Raw genomic sequence first — 23,354 nt, 5'->3', positions numbered from 1 at the left:
TTGTGGTCCGGCTACTTACCAGCGGCTGGATCCTGATTGCCATTGATGTTTTGGCGCTCGGTGTTTGAGACTTAATCAAGTCCTCAAGTAGCGAAGCGGCAGGAGATCATATCTGCGCTCAAGTAGCCGAATAGGCGGTAGCGCAAATAACGTGGCTCTCTATTTCTGGATCAGATCAAGCGCGAGAAGGGCGTTTGGTGAATGCCTTGGCAGTAAGAGGCGATGAAAGACGTGATACTCTGCGATAAGTCATGGGGAGCTGAGAATAAGCTTTGATCCATGAATTTCTGAATGGGGCAACCCACCTGAAAGTTCATTATAATTGCTTCGGTAATTTATAATGTTCTTAACCAGGTACTTATGAACTGAATACATAGGTTTATAAGAGCAAACCCGGGGAACTGAAACATCTAAGTACCCGGAGGAAAGGAAATCAATTGATACTCCCCTAGTAGCGGCGAGCGAACGGGGACCAGCCGAGCCTTGAGTGTGAGAAGAACCTGTTGGGAAGCAGGACCATAGCGGGTGATAGTCCCGTATTCGAAGCATGAGAGGACGTATTAAGTAGGGCGGAACACGTGAAATTCTGTCTGAAGATCGGAGGACCACCTTCGAAGGCTAAGTACTCCTTACTGACCGATAGTGAACCAGTACTGTGAGGGAAAGGTGAAAAGCACCCCGACGAGGGGAGTGAAACAGTACCTGAAACCGAACGCCTACAATCAGTTGGAGGGCCCTTGCGGCCTGACAGCGTACCTTTTGTATAATGGGTCATCGACTTGGTCTCACGAGCAAGCTTAAACCGTTAGGTGTAGGCGCAGCGAAAGCGAGTCTTAATAGGGCGAATGAGTTCGTGGGATCAGACCCGAAACCGAGTGATCTAGGCATGGCCAGGTTGAAGGTGCAGTAACATGCACTGGAGGACCGAACCCACATCTGTTGAAAAAGATCGGGATGAGCTGTGCCTAGGGGTGAAAGGCCAATCAAACTCGGAGATAGCTGGTTCTCTGCGAAATCTATTTAGGTAGAGCGTCGTACGAATACCCCGGGGGGTAGAGCACTGGATGGGTAATGGGGACTCACCGTCTTACTGATCCTAACCAAACTCCGAATACCCGGGAGTACTATACGGCAGACACACTGCGGATGCTAACGTCCGTAGTGGAGAGGGAAACAACCCTGACCTCCAGCTAAGGCCCCTAATTCATGGCTAAGTGGGAAAGCAGGTGGGATGTCCAAAACAACCAGGAAGTTGGCTTAGAAGCAGCCATCTTTTAAAGATAGCGTAACAGCTCACTGGTCTAATTAAGACGTCCTGCGGCGAAGATGTAACGGGGCTCAAGCCATGAGCCGAAGCTGAGGATGCACATAGTGCATGGTAGCAGAGCGTAGTGTGACACAGGATTTTGTCTGCTTTATCGCTGAGATATGAGGGCGCGGTCAAACGTGCTCAAGTAGCGAAGCGGTAGCACAGACATAAATCCTTTCGATGAAGCGGGCGCGTGAGCGATCCCGTGGAGAGATCACTAGCGAGAATGATGACATGAGTAGCGACAAAGAGTGTGAGAGACACTCTCGCCGAAAGTCCAAGGGTTCCTGCTTAAAGCTAATCTGAGCAGGGTAAGCCGACCCCTAAGGCGAGGCCGAAAGGCGTAGTCGATGGGAACCAGGTTAATATTCCTGGGCCATGAGGTGGTGACGGATCGCGGGTGTTGTTCATCCTTATTGGATTGAATGAGCAGCTGAGCGGTTCCTGGAAATAGCCCCTCTATAAGATCGTACCCTAAACCGACACAGGTGGACTGGTAGAGAATACCAAGGCGCTTGAGAGAACGATGTTGAAGGAACTCGGCAAAATACCTCCGTAAGTTCGCGAGAAGGAGGCCCGGGTCCTACGCAAGTGGAATCCGGGGGCACAAACCAGGGGGTGGCGACTGTTTATTAAAAACACAGGGCTCTGCGAAGTCGCAAGACGACGTATAGGGTCTGACGCCTGCCCGGTGCCTGAAGGTTAAAAGGAGGGGTGAGAGCTCTGAATTGAAGCCCAGGTAAACGGCGGCCGTAACTATAACGGTCCTAAGGTAGCGAAATTCCTTGTCGGGTAAGTTCCGACCTGCACGAATGGCGTAACGACTTCCCCGCTGTCTCCAACATCGACTCAGCGAAATTGAATTGCCTGTCAAGATGCAGGCTTCCCGCGGTTAGACGGAAAGACCCCGTGCACCTTTACTACAGCTTCGCACTGGCATCAGGATTGTGACGTGCAGGATAGGTGGTAGGCATCGAAACCGAGACGCTAGTCTCGGTGGAGCCTCCCTTGAGATACCACCCTTCGCACTCTTGATGTCTAACCGCGGTCCGTTATCCGGATCCGGGACCCTGCGTGGCGGGTAGTTTGACTGGGGCGGTCGCCTCCTAAAGCGTAACGGAGGCGCGCGAAGGTTGGCTCAGAGCGGTCGGAAATCGCTCGTTGAGTGCAATGGCAAAAGCCAGCCTGACTGCGAGACTGACAAGTCGAGCAGAGACGAAAGTCGGCCATAGTGATCCGGTGGTCCCGAGTGGAAGGGCCATCGCTCAACGGATAAAAGGTACGCCGGGGATAACAGGCTGATACTGCCCAAGAGTCCATATCGACGGCAGTGTTTGGCACCTCGATGTCGGCTCATCTCATCCTGGGGCTGGAGCAGGTCCCAAGGGTACGGCTGTTCGCCGTTTAAAGAGGTACGTGAGCTGGGTTTAGAACGTCGTGAGACAGTTCGGTCCCTATCTGCCGTGGGTGTAGGATACTTGAGAGGAGTTGCCCCTAGTACGAGAGGACCGGGGTGAACGAACCACTGGTGGACCAGTTGTCGTGCCAACGGCAGTGCTGGGTAGCTATGTTCGGACAGGATAACCGCTGAAGGCATCTAAGCGGGAAGCCCCCCTCAAAACAAGGTATCCCTGAGGGCCGAGGTAGACCACCTCGTCAATAGGCCAGAGATGTAAGCGTGGTAACACGTTCAGTTGACTGGTACTAATCGCCCGATTGGCTTGATCTGATCTAGTAATAGACAGCCAAGAACCAAATAAGCACCAATTGACTTGTGACATAACAAAGGTGCAGCAACGTGCATTTGCAATGCAAATACTCTGCCTGCTGCCTGACAGACTTTACTTGCGTAACGTCGTCAGTGTTGATTGTTTCCCTGCGATCTTGGAAATGTCCTCGTGACATAACTGGGGCGCGGTCTCTCGGGCATTTGCTAAAGCAAATACCCTGCCGACCGCCAACCAAAAAAAATCCAAGAACCGCAGGTTCTTGGATTTTTCTTGGTTTGGTGGCGATAGCGAGAGCAAAACACCCGGTCCCATCCCGAACCCGGAAGTTAAGTGCCTTTGCGCCAATGGTACTGCGTCTTAAGGCGTGGGAGAGTAGGTCACTGCCAAACCTAGTAAAATCCAAAAACTCTAAACGATAAAATATCCTTCAGATACCAAATCACTGAAGGAACAATCGTCTCTAAACCTAACGGTAAAGACAACAAAGGGCTTAACTAGCGAAAGCGATAGCCCAAACATAAGGTCCTCAAGTAGCCGATAGGCGATAGGACAAACATATGTCCTCAAGTAGCCAATAGGCGATAGGACAAGAATACTGTCGCGGGATGGAGCAGCCCGGTAGCTCGTCAGGCTCATAACCTGAAGGTCGTAGGTTCAAATCCTACTCCCGCAACCAAATTCCTGCAACTTCCACAACCGTCTCATCTGAGGCGGTTTTTTTGCTTTTGGGAATCTCTCTTACGGCCAAAGCTCAACGCCAATATACCCGCCAAGGACCCATAAAGCTCAACCCGCGGCACAGGTCGCTTACCGCGTCCCGCCTCTGGCGAAACCACAATCCGCTCGATCAGCCCTCGCACGATCTCTCGCGCTTCATCCGCACCCGTGGTCTCTGGGTTGCCGCCCAGACGAACGCAGGCCAGCGCCGCATCGCGCTACATGAGACCGGACATGCGATCGTGGCCGCTCTCTTGGGCGCCGTGCCCGTCACGCGCGAAGTTGGACCGCACACAGCTCAGCCAAACAAAAGGAACCAGAGACACAACTGGCGTCGGAGCCCAAACGTACCGCACACCCTGCCCTTGCTACATCCGTCCATGGCCGAGACCTATCACACGCGCGTCCTTGAGTTGGTGGCTACGCTGAGCAAAGCGCCTGATAGAGACACTCAGACCAGTGGTATCGCCTTCAGGACGATATCATCCAGACCCGCCCCGCCGGTTTCGGCGTAGGAGCGCAGTTGGCTGCGCATGCGAGGTTCCCAAAAATCTTTGATATGCGCGGCAACCTTGGCCGGCGCGTCGTCGTTCGGCTGAGTCTTGAAGAAGGTGGCGATCTGGTTCGCCATGCGGACCATCTTTTCAGGCGACATGTTCGACCTCTTTGGTGATGCGATAGGGGTGAGAATACAGGTCGAAGCCGCCACCTCTGGCAAAGGCGGCAAGGGTGATCCCGGCCTCTTTGGCTAGTCGGACTGCAGCCCCCGTCGGGGCCGAGACGGCGATCAACACGGGAATGCCGGTCATGGCGCATTTTTGCACCAGTTCCACCGAGAGCCGCGAGGTTATCACGGCGGCGCCGCTACCGGGCGGGAGGCCGTGCTGTTGCAAAGCCCCGATCAGCTTGTCCAGCGCGTTGTGGCGGCCCACGTCCTCGCGCGCCAAGGTCACGCCCGCATGGGGCAGAAGGAACCCGGCCGCATGGGTGGCGCGGGTCAGGTCGTGCAGCCGCTGGTGGTCGCGCAGCGCATCCGTCGCGCGGGCCACGTCTGCGGGCGTCAGGCGCAGGTCGGACCGCACCCGCGGCACCGCGCGGAGCGCTTGTTCAAGGCTGTCGATCCCGCACAGCCCGCACCCCACCGGTCCGGCCATGGCACGACGCCTTGCGGCCAGCGCGTGGGCGCGGTCCTCGGTCAGCCAGAAACGCGCTTCGATGCCCTGCGCGTGATCGACGGTCTCGAAATCCTTGATCTGCGCCGGATCGGTGACGATGCCTTCGGTCAGGGCAAAGCCCCAGGCGAAATCCGCCAGATCGGTGGGTGTCGCCATCATAACCGCCTGCGTCGTGCCATTAAAAACCAGCGCGACGGGCACCTCCTCGGGCAGCGCGCGATGGATGGCGCGCGTGCCTTCGGCGTGGTGGCTTTGGCCCGGGGTGCTGACATGGGCAAGCATGGTCATTCCGCCGCGGGCAGAATGCGGCGCGACAGTTCGGCCTGTGCCGCGTAGCCTTCCTGCCAGTCCGTGGGCCCGTTCGAGGGTGCAACTTGCACCGCCGTCACCTTGTATTCCGGGCAGTTGGTGGCCCAGTCGGAATAGTCGGTGGTGATGACGTTGGCCTGCGTGTCGGGATGGTGGAAGGTGGTGTAGACCACGCCTGGGCTGACCCGATCGGTCACCTTGGCCTTCAGCGTCGTCTCACCTGACCGGGACGCCAATCGCACCCAGTCGCCATCGTTCAGGCCGCGGTTCTCGGCATCGTGCGGGTGAATCTCAAGAACATCTGCCTCATGCCAAACCACGTTGTCCGTGCGCCGGGTCTGCGCGCCGACATTGTATTGCGACAGGATCCGCCCGGTGGTGAGCAGCAGCGGGAAGCGCGGGCCGGTCTTTTCATCCGTGGCCACATATTCCGTCACGATGAACCGCCCCTTGCCGCGCACGAACTCGTCGACGTGCATCAAGGGCGTGCCCTCGGGATGCGCCTCGTTGCAGGGCCATTGCACGCTGCCTTTCTCTTCCAACAGGGCATAGTCCACCCCGGAAAAACTCGGCGTGGTCGCGGCGATCTCGTCCATGATCTGGCTAGGGTGGGTGTAGGTCCAGCCCGCACCCATCGCATTGGCCAGAAGCTGCGTCACCTCCCAGTCGGCGTAGCCGTTCTTGGGGGCCATGACCTCGCGCACCCGGTTGATGCGGCGCTCGGCATTGGTGAAGGTGCCCTCCTTTTCCAGAAAGGTCGAACCGGGCAGGAAGACATGCGCGTAATTGGCCGTCTCGTTGAGGAAAAGGTCATGCACGATGACACATTCCATCGCCGCAAGCCCCGCCGCCACATGTTTGGTGTCCGGGTCCGATTGCAGGATATCCTCGCCCTGACAATAGAGCCCCTTGAAGGTGCCCTCCACCGCCGCATCCAGCATGTTGGGAATGCGCAGGCCGGGTTCCGGGTCGATCTCCACCCCCCAGGCGTTTTCAAAAATCGCGCGCACCTCGGGCAGTTTCACATGGCGATAGCCCGGCAGCTCATGCGGGAAGGAGCCCATATCACAAGAGCCCTGCACGTTGTTCTGGCCGCGCAGCGGGTTCACACCGACGCCAGGGCGGCCGATGTTGCCGGTCAGCATGGCGAGGTTGGCAATGCCCATCACGGTGGTGGAGCCCTGGCTGTGCTCGGTCACCCCAAGCCCGTAATAGATCGCGCCATTGCCCTCCCGGGCAAAGGTGCGGGCCGCCGCGCGCAGTTCCTCTGCCGGAACGCCGGTCAAAAGCTGGGTCGCTTCGGGGCTGTGACGCGGATCGGAGATGAACTCCGCATAGAGCTGGAACTCGTCCCAATCGCAGCGGGTGCGGATGAAATCCTCATCCATCAACCCTTCGGTCACGATCACATGCGCCAGCGCGGTGACGACGGCGACATTGGTGCCCGGTGTCAGCGCAAGGTGGTGGGCGGCCTGAATATGGGCCGATTTCACCAGATCAATGCGGCGCGGGTCGATCACGATCAGCCTGGCCCCGGCGCGCAGGCGTTTTTTCAACCGCGAGGCAAAGACCGGATGGCCGTCGGTCGGGTTGGCGCCGATGACAATCACCACATCCGTATGTTCAACCGAGTCAAAATCCTGCGTGCCAGCCGAGGTGCCAAAGGTCTGCCCCAGCCCATAGCCGGTCGGCGAATGGCACACCCGCGCGCAGGTGTCGGTGTTGTTGTTGCCAAAGACCGCGCGGGTCAGCTTTTGCACCAGAAAGGTTTCCTCGTTGGTGCAGCGGCTGGAGGTAATGACGCCGATGCTCTGCTTGCCATGTTTCTCCTGAAGACCACGCAGGCGGGTGGCGGCAAAGCTCAGCGCCTCGTCCCAGCTGACTTCGCGCCAGGGCTCGTCGATGGTGTCGCGGATCATCGGGTTCAGGATGCGGTCCTTGTGATTGGCATAGCCATAGGCAAAGCGCCCCTTGACGCAGCTATGTCCCCGGTTGGCCTTGCCGTGCTTGTAGGGCACCATGCGCACCAGATCGTCGCCCTGCATCTCGGCCTTGAAGGAACAGCCCACGCCGCAATAGGCGCAGGTGGTGACCACGGCGCGATCCGGCGTGCCCATCTCGATGATGGATTTTTCCTGCAAGGTCGCCGTCGGGCAGGCCTGCACGCAGGCGCCGCAAGACACGCAATCGGAGGACAGGAAATCATCCCCCGCGTTGCCTGCCGACACCCGGCTGTCGAACCCCCGGCCCGAAATCGTCAGCGCAAAGGTGCCCTGCACCTCTTCGCAGGCGCGAACGCAGCGGTTGCAGACGATGCATTTGGACGGATCATAGCTGAAATAGGGGTTGCTATCGTCCTTGGGCAGCCATTCGGGATTGGCCTCGCCGCTGCTGTTGCGCGCCGTGAAATGGTTCGCGAGCCCGCCATTCTCCGGCGCCTTGTAGCGCACATCGCGCAGGCCCACGGCGCCCGCCATGTCCTGAAGCTCGCAATCGCCATTGGCGGCGCAGGTCAGGCAATCCAGCGGGTGATCGGAAATATAAAGCTCCATCACCCCCTTGCGGATCTTGCGCACCTTGGCGGAATTGGTGTCCACCACCATGCCCGGCGCAACCGGCGTGGTGCAGGAGGCCGGCGTGCCGCGTCTCCCCTCGATCTCCACCGAACAGAGGCGGCAGGAGCCAAAGGCCTCCAGGTTGTCAGAGGCGCAGAGCTTGGGCACGGAAATGCCGATCTCGGCGGCGGCGCGCATCACCGATGTACCCTCGGGCACGGTGACCTCGAAGCCGTCGATGGTCAGGCTGACCGGCTTGCCCAGCTTGGCGGGGGTGCCCATGTCGCGGTCGTCTGGAAGGATGAAATCTTTCATTCTGCGGCCTCCTTCAGGCGGGCGAAATCATCGGGGAAATGGGTAACAGCGGACATCACCGGAAAGGGCGTGAACCCGCCCAGCGCACAGAGCGAGCCGTCTTTCATGGTCTCGCAGAGGTCCGTCAGCAGTGGCAATGCGGTGGGATCGCCTTCGGCAATGCGGTCGATGGTCTCCACCCCGCGCACCGCGCCAATCCGGCAGGGCGTGCATTTGCCACAGCTCTCGACGGCGCAGAACTCCATCGCAAACCGCGCCATGCCCAGCATATCGGTGCTGTCGTCAAAGACGGTCAGCCCCGCGTGGCCGATCAGACCACCCGCCTGATCGAACTCCTCATAGCCCAGGGGCGTGTCGAACTTGGAAACCGGCATATAGGCGCCCAGCGGCCCGCCGACCTGCACCGCCTTGACAGGATGGCCGGAGGCGCTGCCGCCGCCCAGATCGTTGACCACCTCGCCCAGCGTGATGCCAAAGGCGGTCTCAAAAAGCCCCCCACGGGCGACATTGCCCGCGATTTGCAGCGTCACCGTCCCGCGCGACCGGCCAAGGCCGAAATCAGCATAGGCCTGCGCGCCTTTCTCGAAAATCACCGGCACGGTGGCCAGCGAGATCACGTTGTTCACCACGGTCGGACGGCCAAGAAAGCCCTCCAGCGCGGGCAATGGCGGCTTGGCCCGCACCACGCCGCGCTTGCCTTCAAGACTGTTGAGGAGCGAGGTTTCCTCGCCGCAGACATAAGCGCCCGCGCCCTTGCGGATCTCCATGTCAAAGGCCCGGCCAGAGCCCAGCACATCGCCGCCCAACAGGCCCTTGGTACGGGCGATCTCCACCGCGCGGGACATCACGGCGATGGCGTCGGGATATTCCGAGCGCAGATAGACATAGCCCTTGGTTGCGCCCACGCCGAGGCCCGCGATGATCATGCCCTCAATCAGGGTGAAGGGGTCGCCCTCCATCAGCATCCGGTCGGCAAAGGTGCCGCTGTCGCCCTCGTCGGCATTGCAGACGATATATTTCTGCGCCGCTTCGGCGTCATGCACCGTCTGCCACTTGATGCCGGTCGGAAACCCCGCCCCGCCCCGCCCGCGCAGGCCGGAGGTCTTGACCTCCTCGACGATCTCCTGCCCCGACATGCCCAGCGCGCGCTTGAGGCCAACCAGACCACCATGCGCCTCGTAATCGGCCAGCGACAGCGGATCGACGATGCCAACACGGGCAAAGGTCTGCCGGGTCTGGCGCTGCATCCAGTCCAGCGCCTCGACCGGACCAAGCGCCTTGGCGCTGCTGCCGTCAAGGATCGCGGCCACGTCACCGGGCTCTGCCGGGCCAAAACCGTGGCGGAGCCCGTCAATCTCGATCTCGACCAGCGGCTCCAGCCAGATCATGCCGCGGGTGCCGGTGCGGATGATCTCGGCCTCGGGTGCGGCGGCGCGCAGGGCGGCAACCACGTCCTCGGCCCCCAGCGCCTTGGCGGCGCTGTCCATGGGAACGTAAATTTTCATGCGCCTGCCTCCGCCAGCATCTTGTCCAGTTTCGCCGCATCGACGCGGCCGACGACCCGATCATCGACCATCGCGGCAGGCGCGCAGGCGCACAGACCAAGGCAATAAACCGGCTCGATCGTCACTGCGCCATTTGCGGTGGTGCCGTGCCAATCCAGTCCCAGCTTTGCCAGCAGATCCTCTGCCATCGCCGCGCCACCAACCGACTGGCACGCCTCGGCGCGGCAAATCTTCAACACGTGTTGCCCGGCGGGCTTTTCGCGGAAGTCGTGGTAGAACGTGATAACCCCGTGCAACTCGGCACGGGTGATGTTCAGCGCCTCGCAGATCGGGCCATGCGCCTGCGCAGGGACATATCCAAAGGTCTCCTGCATGGCATGCAGCATCGGCAAGAGCGGCCCTTCGAGGGCGCTGTGGGCGTCGACGATCCGGGCGGTCGCTTCGACGTCGATGGCGGTGGCGCGGTGGGCCATGGCTGTCATCCTCCAGTTTCCGCCAGCTTTGGCCGCGAACCGAGGTGCGGATCAATAACGGCGTTCCGTGGGTCGATAGGGGTTTTGGATCAAGCAGGGGCCGACAGGCGCCGCGCCTCGGCCAGAAGCGCCGCCAGCACTGGTGTGCGCGGGTCGCGATGCGGCAGAATCAAGCCTACCTTCTGCTGCCGCCACGCGCCATCAAGCGGCACTAGCGCAAGGTCCTTGCCCCCTGACACGAAGCTGGCGATATCCTTGGGCAGAACGGTCATACAGTGTCCCGATGCGACGCTGGCGACCAATGCGATGATCGAGTTTGACTCGATGCAAGTCGCAGGTGTCACGCCGCTGTCGGCAAAAAGCTGGTTGATGATGCGTCTGTTCTGCATATCCGGCGTTAACAGGGCCAGCTTCTGCCCGCTCAGATCGGACCAGGCCACGTTTGGCTTGTTCGCATATGGAGAGTTGCGGGCACAGACCAGGATATAGCTTTCGTCATAAAGTTCGGCTGTTTCGACCCGGCCAAGCGGTTCGTTCTCAAGGTAGGATATCCCGGCATCGGCCTCGAAATCATCCAGCATCTGCAGGATCTCGCGTGAGTTGCGCGACAGGATGGTAAAGCGCACGTTGGGATGGCGCTCGGCAAAGGCGGTACAGAGTTGTCCGGCCCAGGTTTGCGCGGTCGGGATCACCGCCAGCCGCACCTCTCCGGTCAGGCCCTGCCGACTGATGCGCATCTCGTCGCGTAACTGCCGCGTATCATCGACAATCCGCTTGGCCCAAGTGAGCGCCGTCTGTCCCTCCGGCGTCAGCCCGCCAAAGCGCGAGCCTCGATGAACCAATTGCACACCCAACTGCGCTTCCAGTTGCTTGATACCAGCCGACAGTGTCGGTTGCGCTATGTTCAATCGCTCGGCGGCGCGTCCAAAATGGCATTCCTTTGCGAGGGCTATGAACATTTCCAGCTTATCGAGCACGATAGATAATCCCGATCATAATTTTTGAATTCAATCAGATATTCAAAACATGGTGTAAAGGGGCACCCACGACAGGTGCCCCCTCAAACGCGTCATTCGCCCGGAACAGCCTGGAGCTCCGGTTCGTCGTGGTGGTGGTGTTCCTTGACCGGCTTCATCAGCAGGTTGGCAAAGAACGCCACGATCAGCAGCGCCGCCATGCAATACATGGTTGTATTGTAGAGCGAGGGTGTCGGGTCGATCGTGCCCTCGGGGGCGATCTCCATCAGCTTGGCGATGGTGACGGTCTTTGCCGCAACCAGTTCCTGAAGCTGAGTGATCGGGGCACCGAACTTCTCGGCGAAGGACGCCGCGTCCACCTTGCCTGCCAAGTCGTTGATGGCCGATGTCACAGACATCTGCCGCAGCGAGGTGATCGCGAGCGGGCCCAGCACGCCGGCAGTTGACCAGGCCGTCAGAAGCCGCCCGTGGATGCCGCCCACATGCATGGTTCCGAACATGTCGGCCAGATAAGCCGGGATTGTTGCGAACCCGCCGCCATACATCGAGAAGATGATCATCGTCGCGGCGTAGAAGCCGATCAGGTAGATCATCGCTGGATTGGTCGCCACGGCCGAGGCGAAATAGGGGATCGACAGGTACAGGATCGTGCCTAGCACAAAGAAGCACATGTAGGTCGCCTTGCGCCCGATATAATCCGAGGTCGATGCCCAGAAGAACCGGCCGACCATGTTGAAGACCGAGATCATCAGGACGTAGGTTGAGGCAAAACCGGCGGTGACCACCAGCGGCATGACCGAGCCAAAGATTTCCGACATCATCGTCTTGGCGACCCCGATGACGCCGATGCCGGCGGTCACGTTGAAGCAGAGCATGACCCAAAGCTGCCAGAATTGCGGCGTCTTCAACGCTTGGTCGATATGAACGTTGTTATCGCTGACCATGCCCGACGCCACAGGTTTGGGAGTCCAGCCAGCCGGTTTCCAATCCTTCGCAGGGACGCGGTACTGGAAGGCAGCCAGGATCATCACGACGAAGTAGACGAAACCCAGCGTCATGAAGGTCTGCGCGGCGCCTGTTGCGCCGGTTCCGACCACGTAGACGCCCGCTTCGCCGCCAACGCTGGCAGCCTGTGCGGCGGATGCGATCACGACCTCGACCTTGCCGGCGGCGGTTTCCGCGAAGACGCGGCCGTTTTCGACCACTGTTGCCACGGCGTCCTGTGCCCCCAAGAAATCCGGCGCCTTGGCAAAGAGACCCAGCAGCCAGCCCTTGACCGGAGCCGCTATCATTGCGCCGCCACCGAAGCCCATGATGGCCATGCCCGTCGCCATCCCGCGCCGGTCCGGGAACCAGCGGATCAGCGTCGACACGGGCGAGACATAGCCCAGCCCCAAACCACAGCCGCCCAGCACCCCGTAGCCCAGATAGACCAGCCACAAATGGTGGCTGGAAATGCCCAGCGAGCCAATAATGAAACCGCCGCCCCAGAGGAACGCTGCGACGACGCCGACCATGCGTGGTCCGACCTCTTCAAGCCACTTGCCCGCAAAAGCTGCGGCGAGGCCTAGAAACACGATGGCCACAGAAAAGATCCACACGACCGAGCTGAGGCTCCAGTCATCGGCACTGGAGGCTACGACGCCCAGTTCTCGAGTCAGCGGCGGGTTGAACACCGACCAGGCATAGACTGATCCGATGCACAGGTGGATGGCGATGGATGCCGGCGGCACGCGCCAGCGGTTGTATCCGGGTTCGGCGACGATGTGGCTCTTGTGCAAAAAGCCCAACGCACCCTGCGAGGCGTTGCTCATGGTTTTTCCTCCCTTTGATGTCCCCGGCGCGCCGTCCTCTCGGCGCGCGTGGGGGCATGCAATGGCATGCAAAACCAGAAAAAGCTGTCTACCGGTTGCGCGGTCAAGAAATTTTCATAAGTATATCAATGAGCTGAAAGCCATTCTGTCCCTTCATCCTGATCCGGAGGCGCCCATTTCGCCCCATTCTGTCCAAGAGCCGGTGCTTGCTTCAGGTGATCTTGCGACATTATGTCCGGATCGCGCATCAATGCATTTTCTTCTATCGGAAGCCTGACGATGAGGCGACTGCCCTCTCCGGGGGTGGAATGGGCCGTGATGGTTCCCCCGGCGCGACTCACAATCTGGCGGCTGATCGACAGGCCCAGCCCGGTGCCTTGCGTATGCTTGGTGGTGAAGAAAGGGTCGAAGATCCGGGCCAGAGTGTCGGGTTCGATCCCCGAGCCGGTGTCCTGAACGGTGAGAACCACCTCCGGCCCGTCCTCTTCAGTAAGCACCCGCAGCGTACCGCCACCGGGCATGGCATGGACCGCGTTGAGGATCAGGTTCACGACCACCTGCTGCAATTCGGTTCGCGAGATTCGCACCAACGACCGACTACCCGTCTCCAAGCTACTCCGAATGCCCGAGGCCTCGACCTGGTGCCGGGTCAGGACAAGACAATCGCGCACCACCTCGCCTGGGTCCACGCTTTGATCGACGCCTGAATAGTCCTCTGGTCGGGCGAAATGAAGCAGTTTGGAGACGATCACCCCGATGCGATAGACTTGGTCGTCGATCAGGCGAAACTCCTCTGCCGCTGGGGCGCCCGCCGCGCCAAGGTTGCTGCGCGCAAGGTCAAGGTTGCCCTGGATCACAGCCACCGGGTTGTTGATCTCATGCGCCACCGAGGCGGTGATTTCCCCTACCGCGGCCAGCTTTTCAGACAGGATCAGCCGCTCGGTTGTCTCTTCCAGCTGCCAGTGGGCCTCTTGCAGTTCCTGAGTTCGCTCGGCGACGCGATGTTCCAGCGTCTCGCCCCAGTCGCGCAATTCGCGGTCGCGCTGTTCCAGCCGATCCAGAAGCCCATCGAAATGCCGTGCGACCTGCGCGATTTCGCCGTCAGTCTCGACCAGCGCGTTGCGCGCACCAAGATCGCCGTTTTCGACGCGATCGATGGTGCGCGTCATGCTTTCGAGCGGTCGAAAAATGCGCCCTGCCCACCTCAGGAACACTGGCACCGAGGCCAGCGCGATCAGGACGAACGCCACGGCCAGCGTGATGATGGAATTCCGCTTGGCCATGCTGAATGGCGTTTCGAGAAAACCGACATAGAGCATCCCCACCGGCGCACCAAAGCTGTCGAGGATCGGCTCGTAAGCCGAGATGTACCAATCGTTCACGACAAAAGCGCGGTCGAGCCAGATCTGTTCCTCGCCCAGAACCTCCGCTCGCACCTCGGCAGAGACGCGGGTCCCAAGCGCACGCACGTTTTCAAACAGACGTACATTGGTTGAGATCCGGACATCGTCGAGGAACAGCGTGGCTGTGCCCTGGCTTCCTTCTGGCAGGCTTTCGGAGCGGTAGACCAAGGCATTGATCGTATCGATGAAGTCTAGATTGTGGTTTAGCAGCATGCCGCCTACCAGCGCCGCTGGTGCCCCGTCGGGCAGGATCAATGGCGCGGCGGAATGGATGACCATGCCTCGGGTTTCGACGGTGCGGTCGGTGGGCACCGCCCCGCGCGTCGGAACCAGCGGAATCTCGGCTCGTGTGGACATGTCCGGCGACATAGCTCGAAGCGTCTGGGCATCGAACACGTCGATCGCGCTGTGCCACTCACCGCTCAGGGCCGCTTGCACAACCGGCCAATCGGAGGAATGCACGACCCGCAGGAAATCCAACCCCAGCCGCTCCCGTTGGCGTTCAAGATACGCAGTGGCATCGTCTCCTTCGAGCGCGCGCAGCAGATCGACAGAGCGCGCGACCGCATCGACCCGTTCGCCAGATGTCTCGATCAAACGGCCAAGATATTGGTCCGCGATAGTGAGATCGCCGGTAACCTTATTGAGCAGAATGGCGTCGACCTTGCTTGACCAGCGCAAGACGGAGCTTCCCAGCAGGATAGGTAAAAGAACCAACATCGGCAGTACCGCGATCACTAGTAGCCGCACTCGGACAGAGCGCAGGGCCTTGGGCAGGCGTAGCATCGGCTATACTCCCCAGGCCGCACATTTGCGATCGATGGTCTTACGTGAGACGCCTAGACGCCGAGCCGCTTCGGACCGGTTGCCATCCAACGCTTCGAGGGCGTGCAATATTTCGCGCTTTTCCATGTCCTCCAGCGTAGCGATGTCGCCGGGCGCGACCACAGGTCCCAAGGTTTCCAAAGGGAAGCGGCCAAAGATAAGTGCGCGTTCCACGAAATTGTGCAACTCGCGGATATTGCCAGGCCAATCGTGGCGCAGCATGGCCTGTCGCACGGTCGAGGACATCTCGACGCCGGGCAGGTTCAGCGCGGCCGAGATTTCCGTCTGGAACAGCTCCGCGAGGTCCAGCACATCTATCCCGCGCTCCTTCAGCGGCGGCATGGCCACCTCGATCACGTTGATCCGAAACAGCAGGTCTTCGCGAAAGTGGCCCTCCGCGACGGCCTGTTGCAGCGGCTTGCTTGTGGCGATCACGAACCGCAGGTCAAGTTGCACATCACGTCCGGTCCCGATGGGGCGGATCACCCCATCTTCGATGACGCGCAGCAGTGCAGTCTGGGCGCTGGCCGTCAGCTCGCTGACATCGTCGAGGAAAACCGTACCGCCCGAGGCCTGCGCCAACAATCCTTCGCATGCGGGCTGCGCGCCGGGGAAAGTGCCCGGGCCATGACCGAACAGTTCGTATTCGATCATGTCCGCCGGGATAGCTCCGCACTGGATCGGCACGAAAGGCGCGGAACCGCGCCCGGAATGGCCGTGCAGGTGACGCGCGGCCACCTCCTTGCCCGACCCCGACGGCCCGGTGATCAGAACCGGGGTGGACAGGGGCGCGACACGTTCCAAAAGGGCGCGGACCTCGCCGATCTCCGGCGATGCACCGATCAGTTCCTTGCGGCGATTGCCGCTGGCAACCGTATCCAGCTCACGCCGCAAGAGCGCATTTTCTCGCCGAAGCTGAGCCATTTCGAGGCATTTGCGCAGCGCATTAAGGATCTGGTTAGACCGGAACGGTTTGACGAGGAAATCCGAAGCCCCGGCTCGCATTGCGTCAATCGCGGTCTGCAAGTCGGCATAGGCGGTAATCAAGATCGTATCGGTAAATCCACCCTTGGCCCTCTGCTGCCCCAGCCAGTCAAGCCCCTTCTGCCCCGGCATGATATTGTCCAGAACCATCACATCATATTGGCGGGATTTCAGCAGCCTCTCGGCGGCCTGCGCATTCTCAGCACTGTCCACACCACGGCACAACGGGTGCAGCGTATTAACGAGGAAGTGCCGCATGCCGTGCTCGTCATCGACGATAAGGATGCGTGCATTGCTCAGGGGGTCGGGCCCCACATGGGATGTGTCAGTCAATGTCGCCCCCCACTCGAGTGGTGAAATTACGCAAAATCATGCACTGTTCCCACTTGCCACATCTCTTGCTGCAAGTCCAAAAAAGTTCAAGGCTATGTTTTTATGATTTTGTCAGCATATTCTGACGCCGGCTGCGAGACACTGCACGATTTGGCCTTGCCGTTTTACTGCATAAATTCCCAAACCCTGGAGGGGAAGCGAATGGATCTGCGCGAGTACGAACAAATTGTCCAACTCGCGCCGGCGTCAGACGCTGTGGTGCGCTTTATTGGCCGGATCCGCACGCCTTGATCCACCCGCGCCCGCTGTCCACGACAGGGGCGAATTGACGGGCCGGAATGCCGGATCGAACTCGATCCGACCTGGCACGACGCGCTTGACGGTCTGGAGGCCTACCAGACCATTGAGGTGCTCTACTGGTTCGATCAAAGCCGCCGTGATCTGACCCGGCAAAACCCACGCAGCGATGGCAAGACCGTCGACACCTTTGCCCGGCTCGACTCGCTGTGGCAGGGCATCGACGCGGTGCAGGCCGGGCGGGTCTACCTGTCGCCCACCGCCCCCTTCGGCTGGATCGGCCGGCCGCCATCCTTGAACCGGATGATGGGTCTGCACTGGATGGCCGGGCTCAGGTATCCCGACCGCTGGCAAGGGGATTTGCGCAAGGATATCGTCGGCTGCTCCGAGCCGGCTAACAGGGTGACCTGAAGCGATGGCTTCGAGTGTCGCCTTGAGGTGGGCGAGATCCAACGGATGCCTTATCAGGCAGGTTCACTTCCGGTCTTTCTCCCGACCAACTGCCAAGTAGCAATGCGGCCCTGGCCCTTGACATCAATTTCGCCCAATGATGCGAACTCAAACTGGTTCCTCAACAAGACCATCGTTGCCTCCGTGGTCTGTATGATGCCCGGCTTGCTGGTGCTTTCCATGCGGCTCGCAATATTCACAGCTTCACCCCAGAGGTCGTACAAAAGTCTTTGTTCCCCAATCACACCGGCCACAACTTCACCTGTATTGATGCCAATCCGCAATTCCAGGCGATACCCACTGTCTTCATTGAAGGAATGTACAGCCTGCAGCATCTCAAATGCGGCCTTGGCAATGTTTTCCGCGTGATTGGTATTGGGTTCCGGCAATCCGCAGGCCGCCATGTAGGCATCGCCAATGGTCTTGATCTTTTCGACATCGTGCCGGGAGGCAATTCTGTCGAACTCACTGAACAGTCTGTTCAGTACCCGGACCAACTCATCCGAACCTATGCGTCGCGAGAGATCTGTAAATCCGACGAGGTCCGCAAAGAGAACGGTCACGTCGTCAAATCTGTCAGCAATGGATCGGTCCAGTTTGGTATTGTCATCGTCCATCAGTCGTGACGCAATTGATCGGGGCAACACATTCAGCAATAAGGCTTCGGTTCTTGCGTTCGCTTCTCGAAGGGCTACCGCGCTTGAGTAGAGCAAAGCATAGACAAGAATTGTGATCGCGAAGAAGGATTCAGCTTCGTGTTGTCGAAGCCTAAACTTGTCTGGGGAATGAAAAAGCCAGCCCTTCGGGTTTGTTGGGGTTTCGTTCCAACTGCTCTGAAGCCCCGGAAGAAATGGATCCACCATAAGGATAGCTGAAGCGGCAGTCAGTACGATGATCAGATAATACACTGATTTCGAGGGGCCAAGCAGCGAAATCGCTGCTGCCGGGATCAACAAGAAGACATAGAAGTCTCCATCCCTATTGCCATTAATGGCGTAGTAGGCTGCCTGAACCAAAACGCCCGATCCCATGACAATCGCAAAGGCGATCGGAAGGCTCCGTGTCAGGTAAAGGGCTGCAATGCCGAAAAGGCACGCGAGCACGGAGACACCGTCAACACACCTCACGATGATTGAGCGATCCGGTTCGACCGCTTCGACGATCGTAAAGATCACGAAAACAAGCAAAACGGCAGCAAAAACGGATTTCGCACGCCGACTGCGGAGAGAGTCATTGGTGTCGTGACCAACTGCAAAAAGCCGTTCTGTTGCGGCACTTATGCGCTCTGATGCTCTCATTCTGTTAAAGCCTGCATGATGCCCATCGCGGATGAGCCCTTTTGGCACTTCCAAAGATCGCCCAGCACGTCAACATGCTACCGTTCATCTCTGTGTGAATTTGAGCTTGAAGCCTCGCCATGATCAACCCGCCACCTTCCGCATCAACGCTTCGATTGGCCCGCGCTTGAAGATGAGGGACCACAGAAATGCGTACACCGTTGCCAGGGCGCAGAATGCCAGTGATGCAAAAAAGGCTGAACCAATACTCTGCTCACCCAACATGCCAAGGACCTCCAGCGTTCCCATGCCGACAAGGATATGGGCAATGTAAAGGGTCAGGGTTTGACGGCCCGCAGCGGTGACGACGCCAAGAATCCCAATGCGATCCAGAACGTCCGATACCAGCAGGCATATCCCTATGACCGCCAAGGCAACGCCCGCCCCGGCAAAAATGTAGAGCGGCATGGGCGGGATGGGGGCCGTCGTCGACAGATCGGCCAGTTCCGATAGCTCCGGAACCCAGCGAAGGAACCTGGCAAGATATAATGCCGAGACCTCGGCCAGCGCAAATGCGCTGATGCCCGCGCTGATCAGCCAGATTTGTGTGCGGCGGATGCCTAGTTGCAACTTGCTCAAAAACTGACCGATCAGCAGGAAGCTGAGCCAGGGAATGACCGGGTGCCAGCCATTGAAGAACAGGTTACGCACAAAGCCTGCGGGCGTCCAGAAGTCCGAATAGGTGTAGTCGTCCCAGTTCCATCCGGCGTCGTAGTCCAAGGCGAAAACCATCACGACAAACGCCGCGTTGATGGCGACGATCGCTACGATCAGCCATCCGTTTGATGCACGAAGGAACAGCACGCCGAACAGGAAATAGAAGGCGTAATAATGCAGGATATCCGCATCAAAAATGACAGCGTTCAGCAATCCGATGACCAACAGAAAAGCGGCTCGTTTTAGTATGACGAGAGCGGTCTGATCATATGCGCTGCGCTGAGCGGCAAGACCTAAACCAATGCCCGCAAGCACGACGAATGTTGCGGCCGCACGACCTTCCAGCAAGGTGGCGATTGTCATCAGAACACCGGTCCCGTCTTCGACACCCATCGCAATCTTGAAGTTGACGATAACCATGCCGACGAAGGCCAAGTAGCGGGCGAGATCAAGCCCTTCCAACCTTTGAGATGCCATCACATACGCTCCCGAACCTGTGATTTTGCCGGGTCAGCAGCGAGAATCGACCGTTTGAGAATCCCCCACACCGCGTCTCTTGCATCCTTGCTTGGCGACGCTTCACTCATGACGGAGCGCACAGCCAACCCTTCGATCAGGTCAAGGACCAGCTTTGCCGTTTCAGCCGCGTTCTGGTGTTGGACAAAGGCACCGGTTTCCGACCCAGCTTGCAGGACATCCACCAGGCTCGCGATCAGCGCAGCCCGATTGCGCGTAAAACCGCTGGCGATGGGTGGGTTGCGAACCGCAACAGACAAAATTTCCAGTGCCATCAGCGCATTCTCCGGTCGTGCCGCATAATCGAGATAAGCCCAGACGAAGTTTTCGAATGACGTTTGCGGATCCTCAGCATGAGACAGAATTTCACGAAATTCATCCAGTTCTTCTGCTTCGATTTTGGTGATCTCGTAGAGGATTTCATCCTTGCTTTTGAAGTGGTTGTAGAGATTTCCAAGGCTCACCCCCGCCTTTGCCGCGATGTCCCGCACACCTGACTGGTGGTAGCCCTTTTCGATAAAGCAATGCACCGCTGCGGTAACGATCATGAGCCGCCGTGCCCGAAGCTTCTCTTGCGCAAGTTTCGGGGCGCTATCATTTTTGTCCACCTTCTTGACTCCTGATTGCAAGGCAGTATCTAGAATAATGAACGAACGTTCGTTCATCTGTATGTGTAAAATGACATAGGGTGTCCCAAATGAAAATGCAAAAATACTGGTTTCTCGGTTTTCTGGGCCTGATCGGGTTCTACAAGGTCCCGACGATTTGGGCCGTGATCGCCGACGGCGCTCATTGGATGGGTCTCTCGAACCTGCTCTGGTTCCGCGCGGAGGTGGTCCTGCGCAACGAGGCCGATGTCATCGCACGCTCACCCGACCACGACGTGACCGCTTGGCGCATCGTGAAGACACCGTTGGCGTCATTCCTGCCAGGAACCGAAGTCGCGCCCCAAACCGCGGAGAACTGATCCAATGCATGCTCTGACTGGCTGGTTCATCCGCAACCCCGTCGCCGCCAACCTGTTGATGGTCATGATCCTGGTGGCAGGGGCATTCAGCCTGAATTCGATCCGGATTGAGGTTTTCCCAAAGTGCCGCCGGACACCGTCATCATCCAGGCAACATATACCGGTGCACACACGTCGCAGGTAGACGAACAGATCCCTCAACCGCTGGAACGCGCGCTTGAGGGGGTGGATGGCGTCAAGAGTATCTGGTCATCGTCGAGTGCCGGCCCTTTATCTTCAGGTGCACGGCCAGACCGACCCGGAACCCCTGCAACGCGTTGCCCGTAGGTTCCAGGAAGAACTGATGGCGCGGCCGGAGATTTCGCAGCTTCGGGTCTGGGGACAACGGAAACCCGAAATCCGCATTGAAATCGAACCCTATCTGCTCGAACGACATGACCTGACGATCAAGCGGATCGTCGAGATCATCCAGCAAGCCTCGCTCCGGTTTCAAGCCGGAACGCTAAAGACCGAAGGCGGCGACATCGTATTGCGCGCTGACGATCTGGCCTATTTCGGCGGTGATTATCGCGACATATCGCTGTTGGAGATCCGCGACGGCAGTAATGCCCCCGGCCAGCAGTCACAGGACAAACAGGCTGTTGAAATCGGGCGCCAGAGCCGAGGCCGCGTTCAGCAGCGTCAGTGCAATCATTACGCTGATCAGAACGGGTTTAGCGGGCAGAGTGCGGCACCAATGCGCCAGAAACGGTCCCGATATCGCGCAGGCGATGGCGAAACCGGATTGCAGCGTTGCGGTGGCCGCGACCGAGATCCCCAGCGCCGCGGCCATCGGTTCAAGCACACCGGAAAAGACAAAGGCCCCGGTGGCAAACCCGAAGGGGCACAATAGCAGAGCAATGAGCTTCATGGCGGTCAGCCCATCGCTCGGATGTAGCAGGTGGTGGTGCCGGTAGCGAGAAGTCGGCCGGTGGCATCCTCGATCCGGCCTGCTGCGGTTGCGGTGCTGCGGCCGCGGCTATGGACTTCGGCAATGCAGCGGACCTGCCCGGTTTGTGCCAGTACCGGACGGATGAATTTGACCTCGGTGCCCAGCGACACATAGGTTTCACCGCGCTCCAATGTGCTTTGCACCGCGCAGCCGAGGGCCGAGTCGAGCAATGTCATCGACCAGCCACCGTGGATCAGCCCCATCGGGTTGAGAAAACGCGGATGCGGATCCCCCAGAAAGGTGATCCGGCCGGGTGCCAATTCGTGGATCCATTGCGACGTGGTTTCGACGATGGGGGGGGCGGGCAGGCGCCCTGCAACGATGGCCTGCATCTGCTCCAACCCTGTCATCGTTGCGGCAACAGCGGGGTCGGCCAGTCCAAACTGCAATTCGGGCATCGGAACCGGGGCGGCGGCGATGTCGGTGTCGGAGCGAAGGGTCATTGCACAATCTCCACGGCGATGGCGGTGGCTTCGCCGCCACCAATGCACAGGCAGGCAATGCCGCGCTGTAGCCCACGCGCCCGCAGCGCATGTAACAGCGTCACCACGATGCGTGCCCCGGTGGCGCCGATCGGATGACCCAAGGCGCAAGCGCCGCCGTTCACGTTGAGACGGTCGCGCGCAATACCGATTTCCTGTGCGGCGGCCATGGCGACAACCGCAAAGGCTTCGTTGATTTCGAAAAGATCGACCTGATCCACACTCCATCCCACCTGCGTCAGCAGCTTGCGGATCGCCGGGATCGGCGCTGTGGTGAACCAGGCTGGGTCCTGCGCATGGGAGGCATGGCCCAGGATGCGCCCCATCACCGGCATGTCTTGTTCTGCCGCAATGGCGGCTGTGGTCAGCACCAGCGCCGCTGCACCATCCGCATTGGCCGAGGCGCTGGCCGCCGTGATGGTGCCCCTCTCGCCAAAAGCGCTGCGCAGGGATGGGATCTTTTGCGGGTCGATCTGCAGGGGCCGTTCGTCGCGTTCGACAGTCCGCGTGCCCTTGCGGGTTTGCAGGGTGACGGGGGTGCATTCGGAATCAAAGGCGCCGGATTCAACGGCGGTACGGGCCCGGTCCAGGGTTTCGGTGGCATAGGCATCCTGCGCCTCGCGGGTGAACCCATAGCGTTCAGCTGCGGCCTCGCCGAACTGGCCCATCGGGCGGCCTCTGTCATAGGCGTCCTCCAACCCGTCGTTCATCATGTGGTCGATGACCTGGGCCGAGCCGACCTTATGCCCGGCGCGCATGTTGGGCAGCACAAATGGGGCCGAGGACATGGCTTCCATCCCGCCTGTCATGACGATCCGGGCGCTGCCGGCGCGGAGCAGGTCATGGCCCAGCATGATTGCCTTCATCCCCGATCCGCAGACCTTGTTCACGGTGGTGGCACCGGTGGCATCGGGCAATCCCGCGCCGCGCGCCGCCTGACGGGCCGGTGCCTGCCCCAGGCCCGCCGACAACACGCAGCCCATCAGAACCTCCGAGACCTGATCGCCGCCAATGCCCGCATCCGCCAGCGCAGCACGGATCGCTGTTGCCCCCAGTTCGGTGGCGGGCAGGCCGCCAAATGCGCCCATGAAACTGCCCAGCGGTGTACGCCGCGCCGCCGCGACAATGATGTGGTCCGATACTGTGGCTGACATGCGCCCCTCCTGTTGAATTGCATTTAGGATTACGACCATAATCTTTATTGTCAACAAAAAGATTATGACTATAATCTCG

The 23,354-nt window shown here is 59.6% G+C and carries 17 protein-coding genes, 1 tRNA gene, 2 rRNA genes and 1 pseudogene; 7 read left to right on the top strand and 14 right to left on the bottom strand.

Annotated features, from left to right (window positions below):
* Positions 1-173: 173 nt before the first annotated feature.
* The 3 genes from ARCT_RS0121420 (at position 174) to ARCT_RS0121410 (ending at position 3,715) form a co-directional block, all read left to right on the top strand.
* A 23S ribosomal RNA gene (locus ARCT_RS0121420) occupies positions 174-3,038 on the top strand.
* A gap of 275 nt (positions 3,039-3,313) precedes the next feature.
* Positions 3,314-3,428: ribosomal RNA gene (rrf, locus tag ARCT_RS0121415) — 5S ribosomal RNA — on the top strand.
* Positions 3,429-3,638: 210 nt separating this feature from the next.
* Positions 3,639-3,715 (top strand) — tRNA-Met (locus ARCT_RS0121410).
* Positions 3,716-4,207: 492 nt separating this feature from the next.
* Here ARCT_RS0121410 and ARCT_RS0121405 read toward each other — a convergent pair.
* The 9 genes from ARCT_RS0121405 to ARCT_RS0121365 all read right to left on the bottom strand — a co-directional run bounded on the left by ARCT_RS0121405 (position 4,208) and on the right by ARCT_RS0121365 (position 16,424).
* Positions 4,208-4,411 carry a formate dehydrogenase subunit delta gene (locus tag ARCT_RS0121405; protein WP_027241902.1) on the bottom strand — a complete coding sequence of 68 codons (204 nt, stop codon included), beginning with the start codon at positions 4,409-4,411 and terminating at the stop codon, positions 4,208-4,210.
* Positions 4,401-5,219 (bottom strand): formate dehydrogenase accessory sulfurtransferase FdhD, encoded by an 819-nt coding sequence (gene fdhD, locus ARCT_RS0121400; protein WP_027241901.1) that lies wholly within the window; start codon positions 5,217-5,219, stop codon positions 4,401-4,403. The genes ARCT_RS0121405 and fdhD overlap by 11 nt, the downstream gene beginning before the upstream one ends.
* On the bottom strand, positions 5,216-8,110 hold the full coding sequence (fdhF, locus tag ARCT_RS0121395; RefSeq protein WP_027241900.1) for a formate dehydrogenase subunit alpha: 2,895 nt from the start codon (positions 8,108-8,110) through the stop codon (positions 5,216-5,218). The genes fdhD and fdhF overlap by 4 nt, the downstream gene beginning before the upstream one ends.
* Entirely contained in the window at positions 8,107-9,615 is a 1,509-nt protein-coding gene (locus ARCT_RS0121390; RefSeq protein ID WP_027241899.1) for an NADH-ubiquinone oxidoreductase-F iron-sulfur binding region domain-containing protein, read from the bottom strand. Before ARCT_RS0121390 ends, fdhF begins: the two co-directional genes overlap by 4 nt.
* Positions 9,612-10,088, bottom strand: a complete 477-nt coding sequence (locus ARCT_RS0121385; RefSeq protein ID WP_051361135.1) for a formate dehydrogenase subunit gamma — start codon at positions 10,086-10,088, stop codon at positions 9,612-9,614. Before ARCT_RS0121385 ends, ARCT_RS0121390 begins: the two co-directional genes overlap by 4 nt.
* 89 nt (positions 10,089-10,177) lie before the next feature.
* Positions 10,178-11,065, bottom strand: a complete 888-nt coding sequence (locus ARCT_RS0121380) for a LysR family transcriptional regulator (RefSeq protein WP_027241897.1) — start codon at positions 11,063-11,065, stop codon at positions 10,178-10,180.
* Positions 11,066-11,157: 92 nt separating this feature from the next.
* Complete coding sequence (locus tag ARCT_RS0121375) at positions 11,158-12,879, bottom strand: OFA family MFS transporter (protein WP_027241896.1); 1,722 nt, start codon at positions 12,877-12,879, stop codon at positions 11,158-11,160.
* Positions 12,880-13,004: 125 nt separating this feature from the next.
* On the bottom strand, positions 13,005-15,068 hold the full coding sequence (locus ARCT_RS26715) for a sensor histidine kinase (RefSeq protein WP_084300924.1): 2,064 nt from the start codon (positions 15,066-15,068) through the stop codon (positions 13,005-13,007).
* Positions 15,069-15,071: 3 nt separating this feature from the next.
* Entirely contained in the window at positions 15,072-16,424 is a 1,353-nt protein-coding gene (locus ARCT_RS0121365) for a sigma-54-dependent transcriptional regulator (protein WP_027241895.1), read from the bottom strand.
* A 318-nt stretch (positions 16,425-16,742) separates the two neighbouring features.
* On the opposite strand from ARCT_RS0121365, the pseudogene ARCT_RS28705 reads away from it, so the two are divergent.
* A pseudogene (locus ARCT_RS28705) lies at positions 16,743-17,132 on the top strand (hypothetical protein); the annotation flags it as partial.
* Positions 17,133-17,185: 53 nt separating this feature from the next.
* On the opposite strand, the gene ARCT_RS27280 reads toward ARCT_RS28705, so the two are convergent.
* The 3 genes from ARCT_RS27280 to ARCT_RS26705 form a co-directional block, all read right to left on the bottom strand.
* Positions 17,186-18,469: an adenylate/guanylate cyclase domain-containing protein gene (locus tag ARCT_RS27280; protein WP_051360945.1), complete on the bottom strand. Its 1,284-nt coding sequence runs from the start codon at positions 18,467-18,469 to the stop codon at positions 17,186-17,188.
* 123 nt (positions 18,470-18,592) lie between these two features.
* Positions 18,593-19,642, bottom strand: a complete 1,050-nt coding sequence (locus ARCT_RS0121345) for a DUF418 domain-containing protein (protein ID WP_027241892.1) — start codon at positions 19,640-19,642, stop codon at positions 18,593-18,595.
* The gene (locus ARCT_RS26705) at positions 19,642-20,346 is read right to left on the bottom strand and encodes a TetR/AcrR family transcriptional regulator (RefSeq protein ID WP_205855541.1); all 705 of its coding nucleotides are present in this window, start codon (positions 20,344-20,346) and stop codon (positions 19,642-19,644) included. Before ARCT_RS26705 ends, ARCT_RS0121345 begins: the two co-directional genes overlap by 1 nt.
* A gap of 32 nt (positions 20,347-20,378) precedes the next feature.
* Here ARCT_RS26705 and ARCT_RS26700 point away from each other — a divergent pair, with 32 nt between their 5' ends.
* From ARCT_RS26700 to ARCT_RS0121330, 3 genes are all read left to right on the top strand, one after another.
* On the top strand, positions 20,379-20,648 hold the full coding sequence (locus ARCT_RS26700) for a hypothetical protein (RefSeq protein WP_036785281.1): 270 nt from the start codon (positions 20,379-20,381) through the stop codon (positions 20,646-20,648).
* Positions 20,649-20,771: 123 nt separating this feature from the next.
* Complete coding sequence (locus ARCT_RS28995) at positions 20,772-20,975, top strand: efflux RND transporter permease subunit (RefSeq protein ID WP_154665415.1); 204 nt, start codon at positions 20,772-20,774, stop codon at positions 20,973-20,975.
* On the top strand, positions 20,908-21,540 hold the full coding sequence (locus ARCT_RS0121330) for an efflux RND transporter permease subunit (protein ID WP_169731209.1): 633 nt from the start codon (positions 20,908-20,910) through the stop codon (positions 21,538-21,540). The genes ARCT_RS28995 and ARCT_RS0121330 overlap by 68 nt, the downstream gene beginning before the upstream one ends.
* Positions 21,541-21,563: 23 nt before the next feature.
* On the opposite strand, the gene ARCT_RS0121325 is transcribed toward ARCT_RS0121330, so the two are convergent.
* Both ARCT_RS0121325 and ARCT_RS0121320 read right to left on the bottom strand, forming a co-directional pair.
* Positions 21,564-22,082 carry a PaaI family thioesterase gene (locus ARCT_RS0121325; protein WP_084300922.1) on the bottom strand — a complete coding sequence of 173 codons (519 nt, stop codon included), beginning with the start codon at positions 22,080-22,082 and terminating at the stop codon, positions 21,564-21,566.
* Complete coding sequence (locus ARCT_RS0121320) at positions 22,079-23,275, bottom strand: acetyl-CoA C-acyltransferase (protein ID WP_027241889.1); 1,197 nt, start codon at positions 23,273-23,275, stop codon at positions 22,079-22,081. Before ARCT_RS0121320 ends, ARCT_RS0121325 begins: the two co-directional genes overlap by 4 nt.
* Positions 23,276-23,354: the final 79 nt, after the last annotated feature.

Origin of the sequence: Pseudophaeobacter arcticus DSM 23566, from assembly GCF_000473205.1 — a bacterium.
Lineage (GTDB): Bacteria > Pseudomonadota > Alphaproteobacteria > Rhodobacterales > Rhodobacteraceae > Pseudophaeobacter > Pseudophaeobacter arcticus.
Note: the sequence above shows the minus strand (reverse complement) of the source record. Positions and strands in the feature narration are given on the sequence as shown.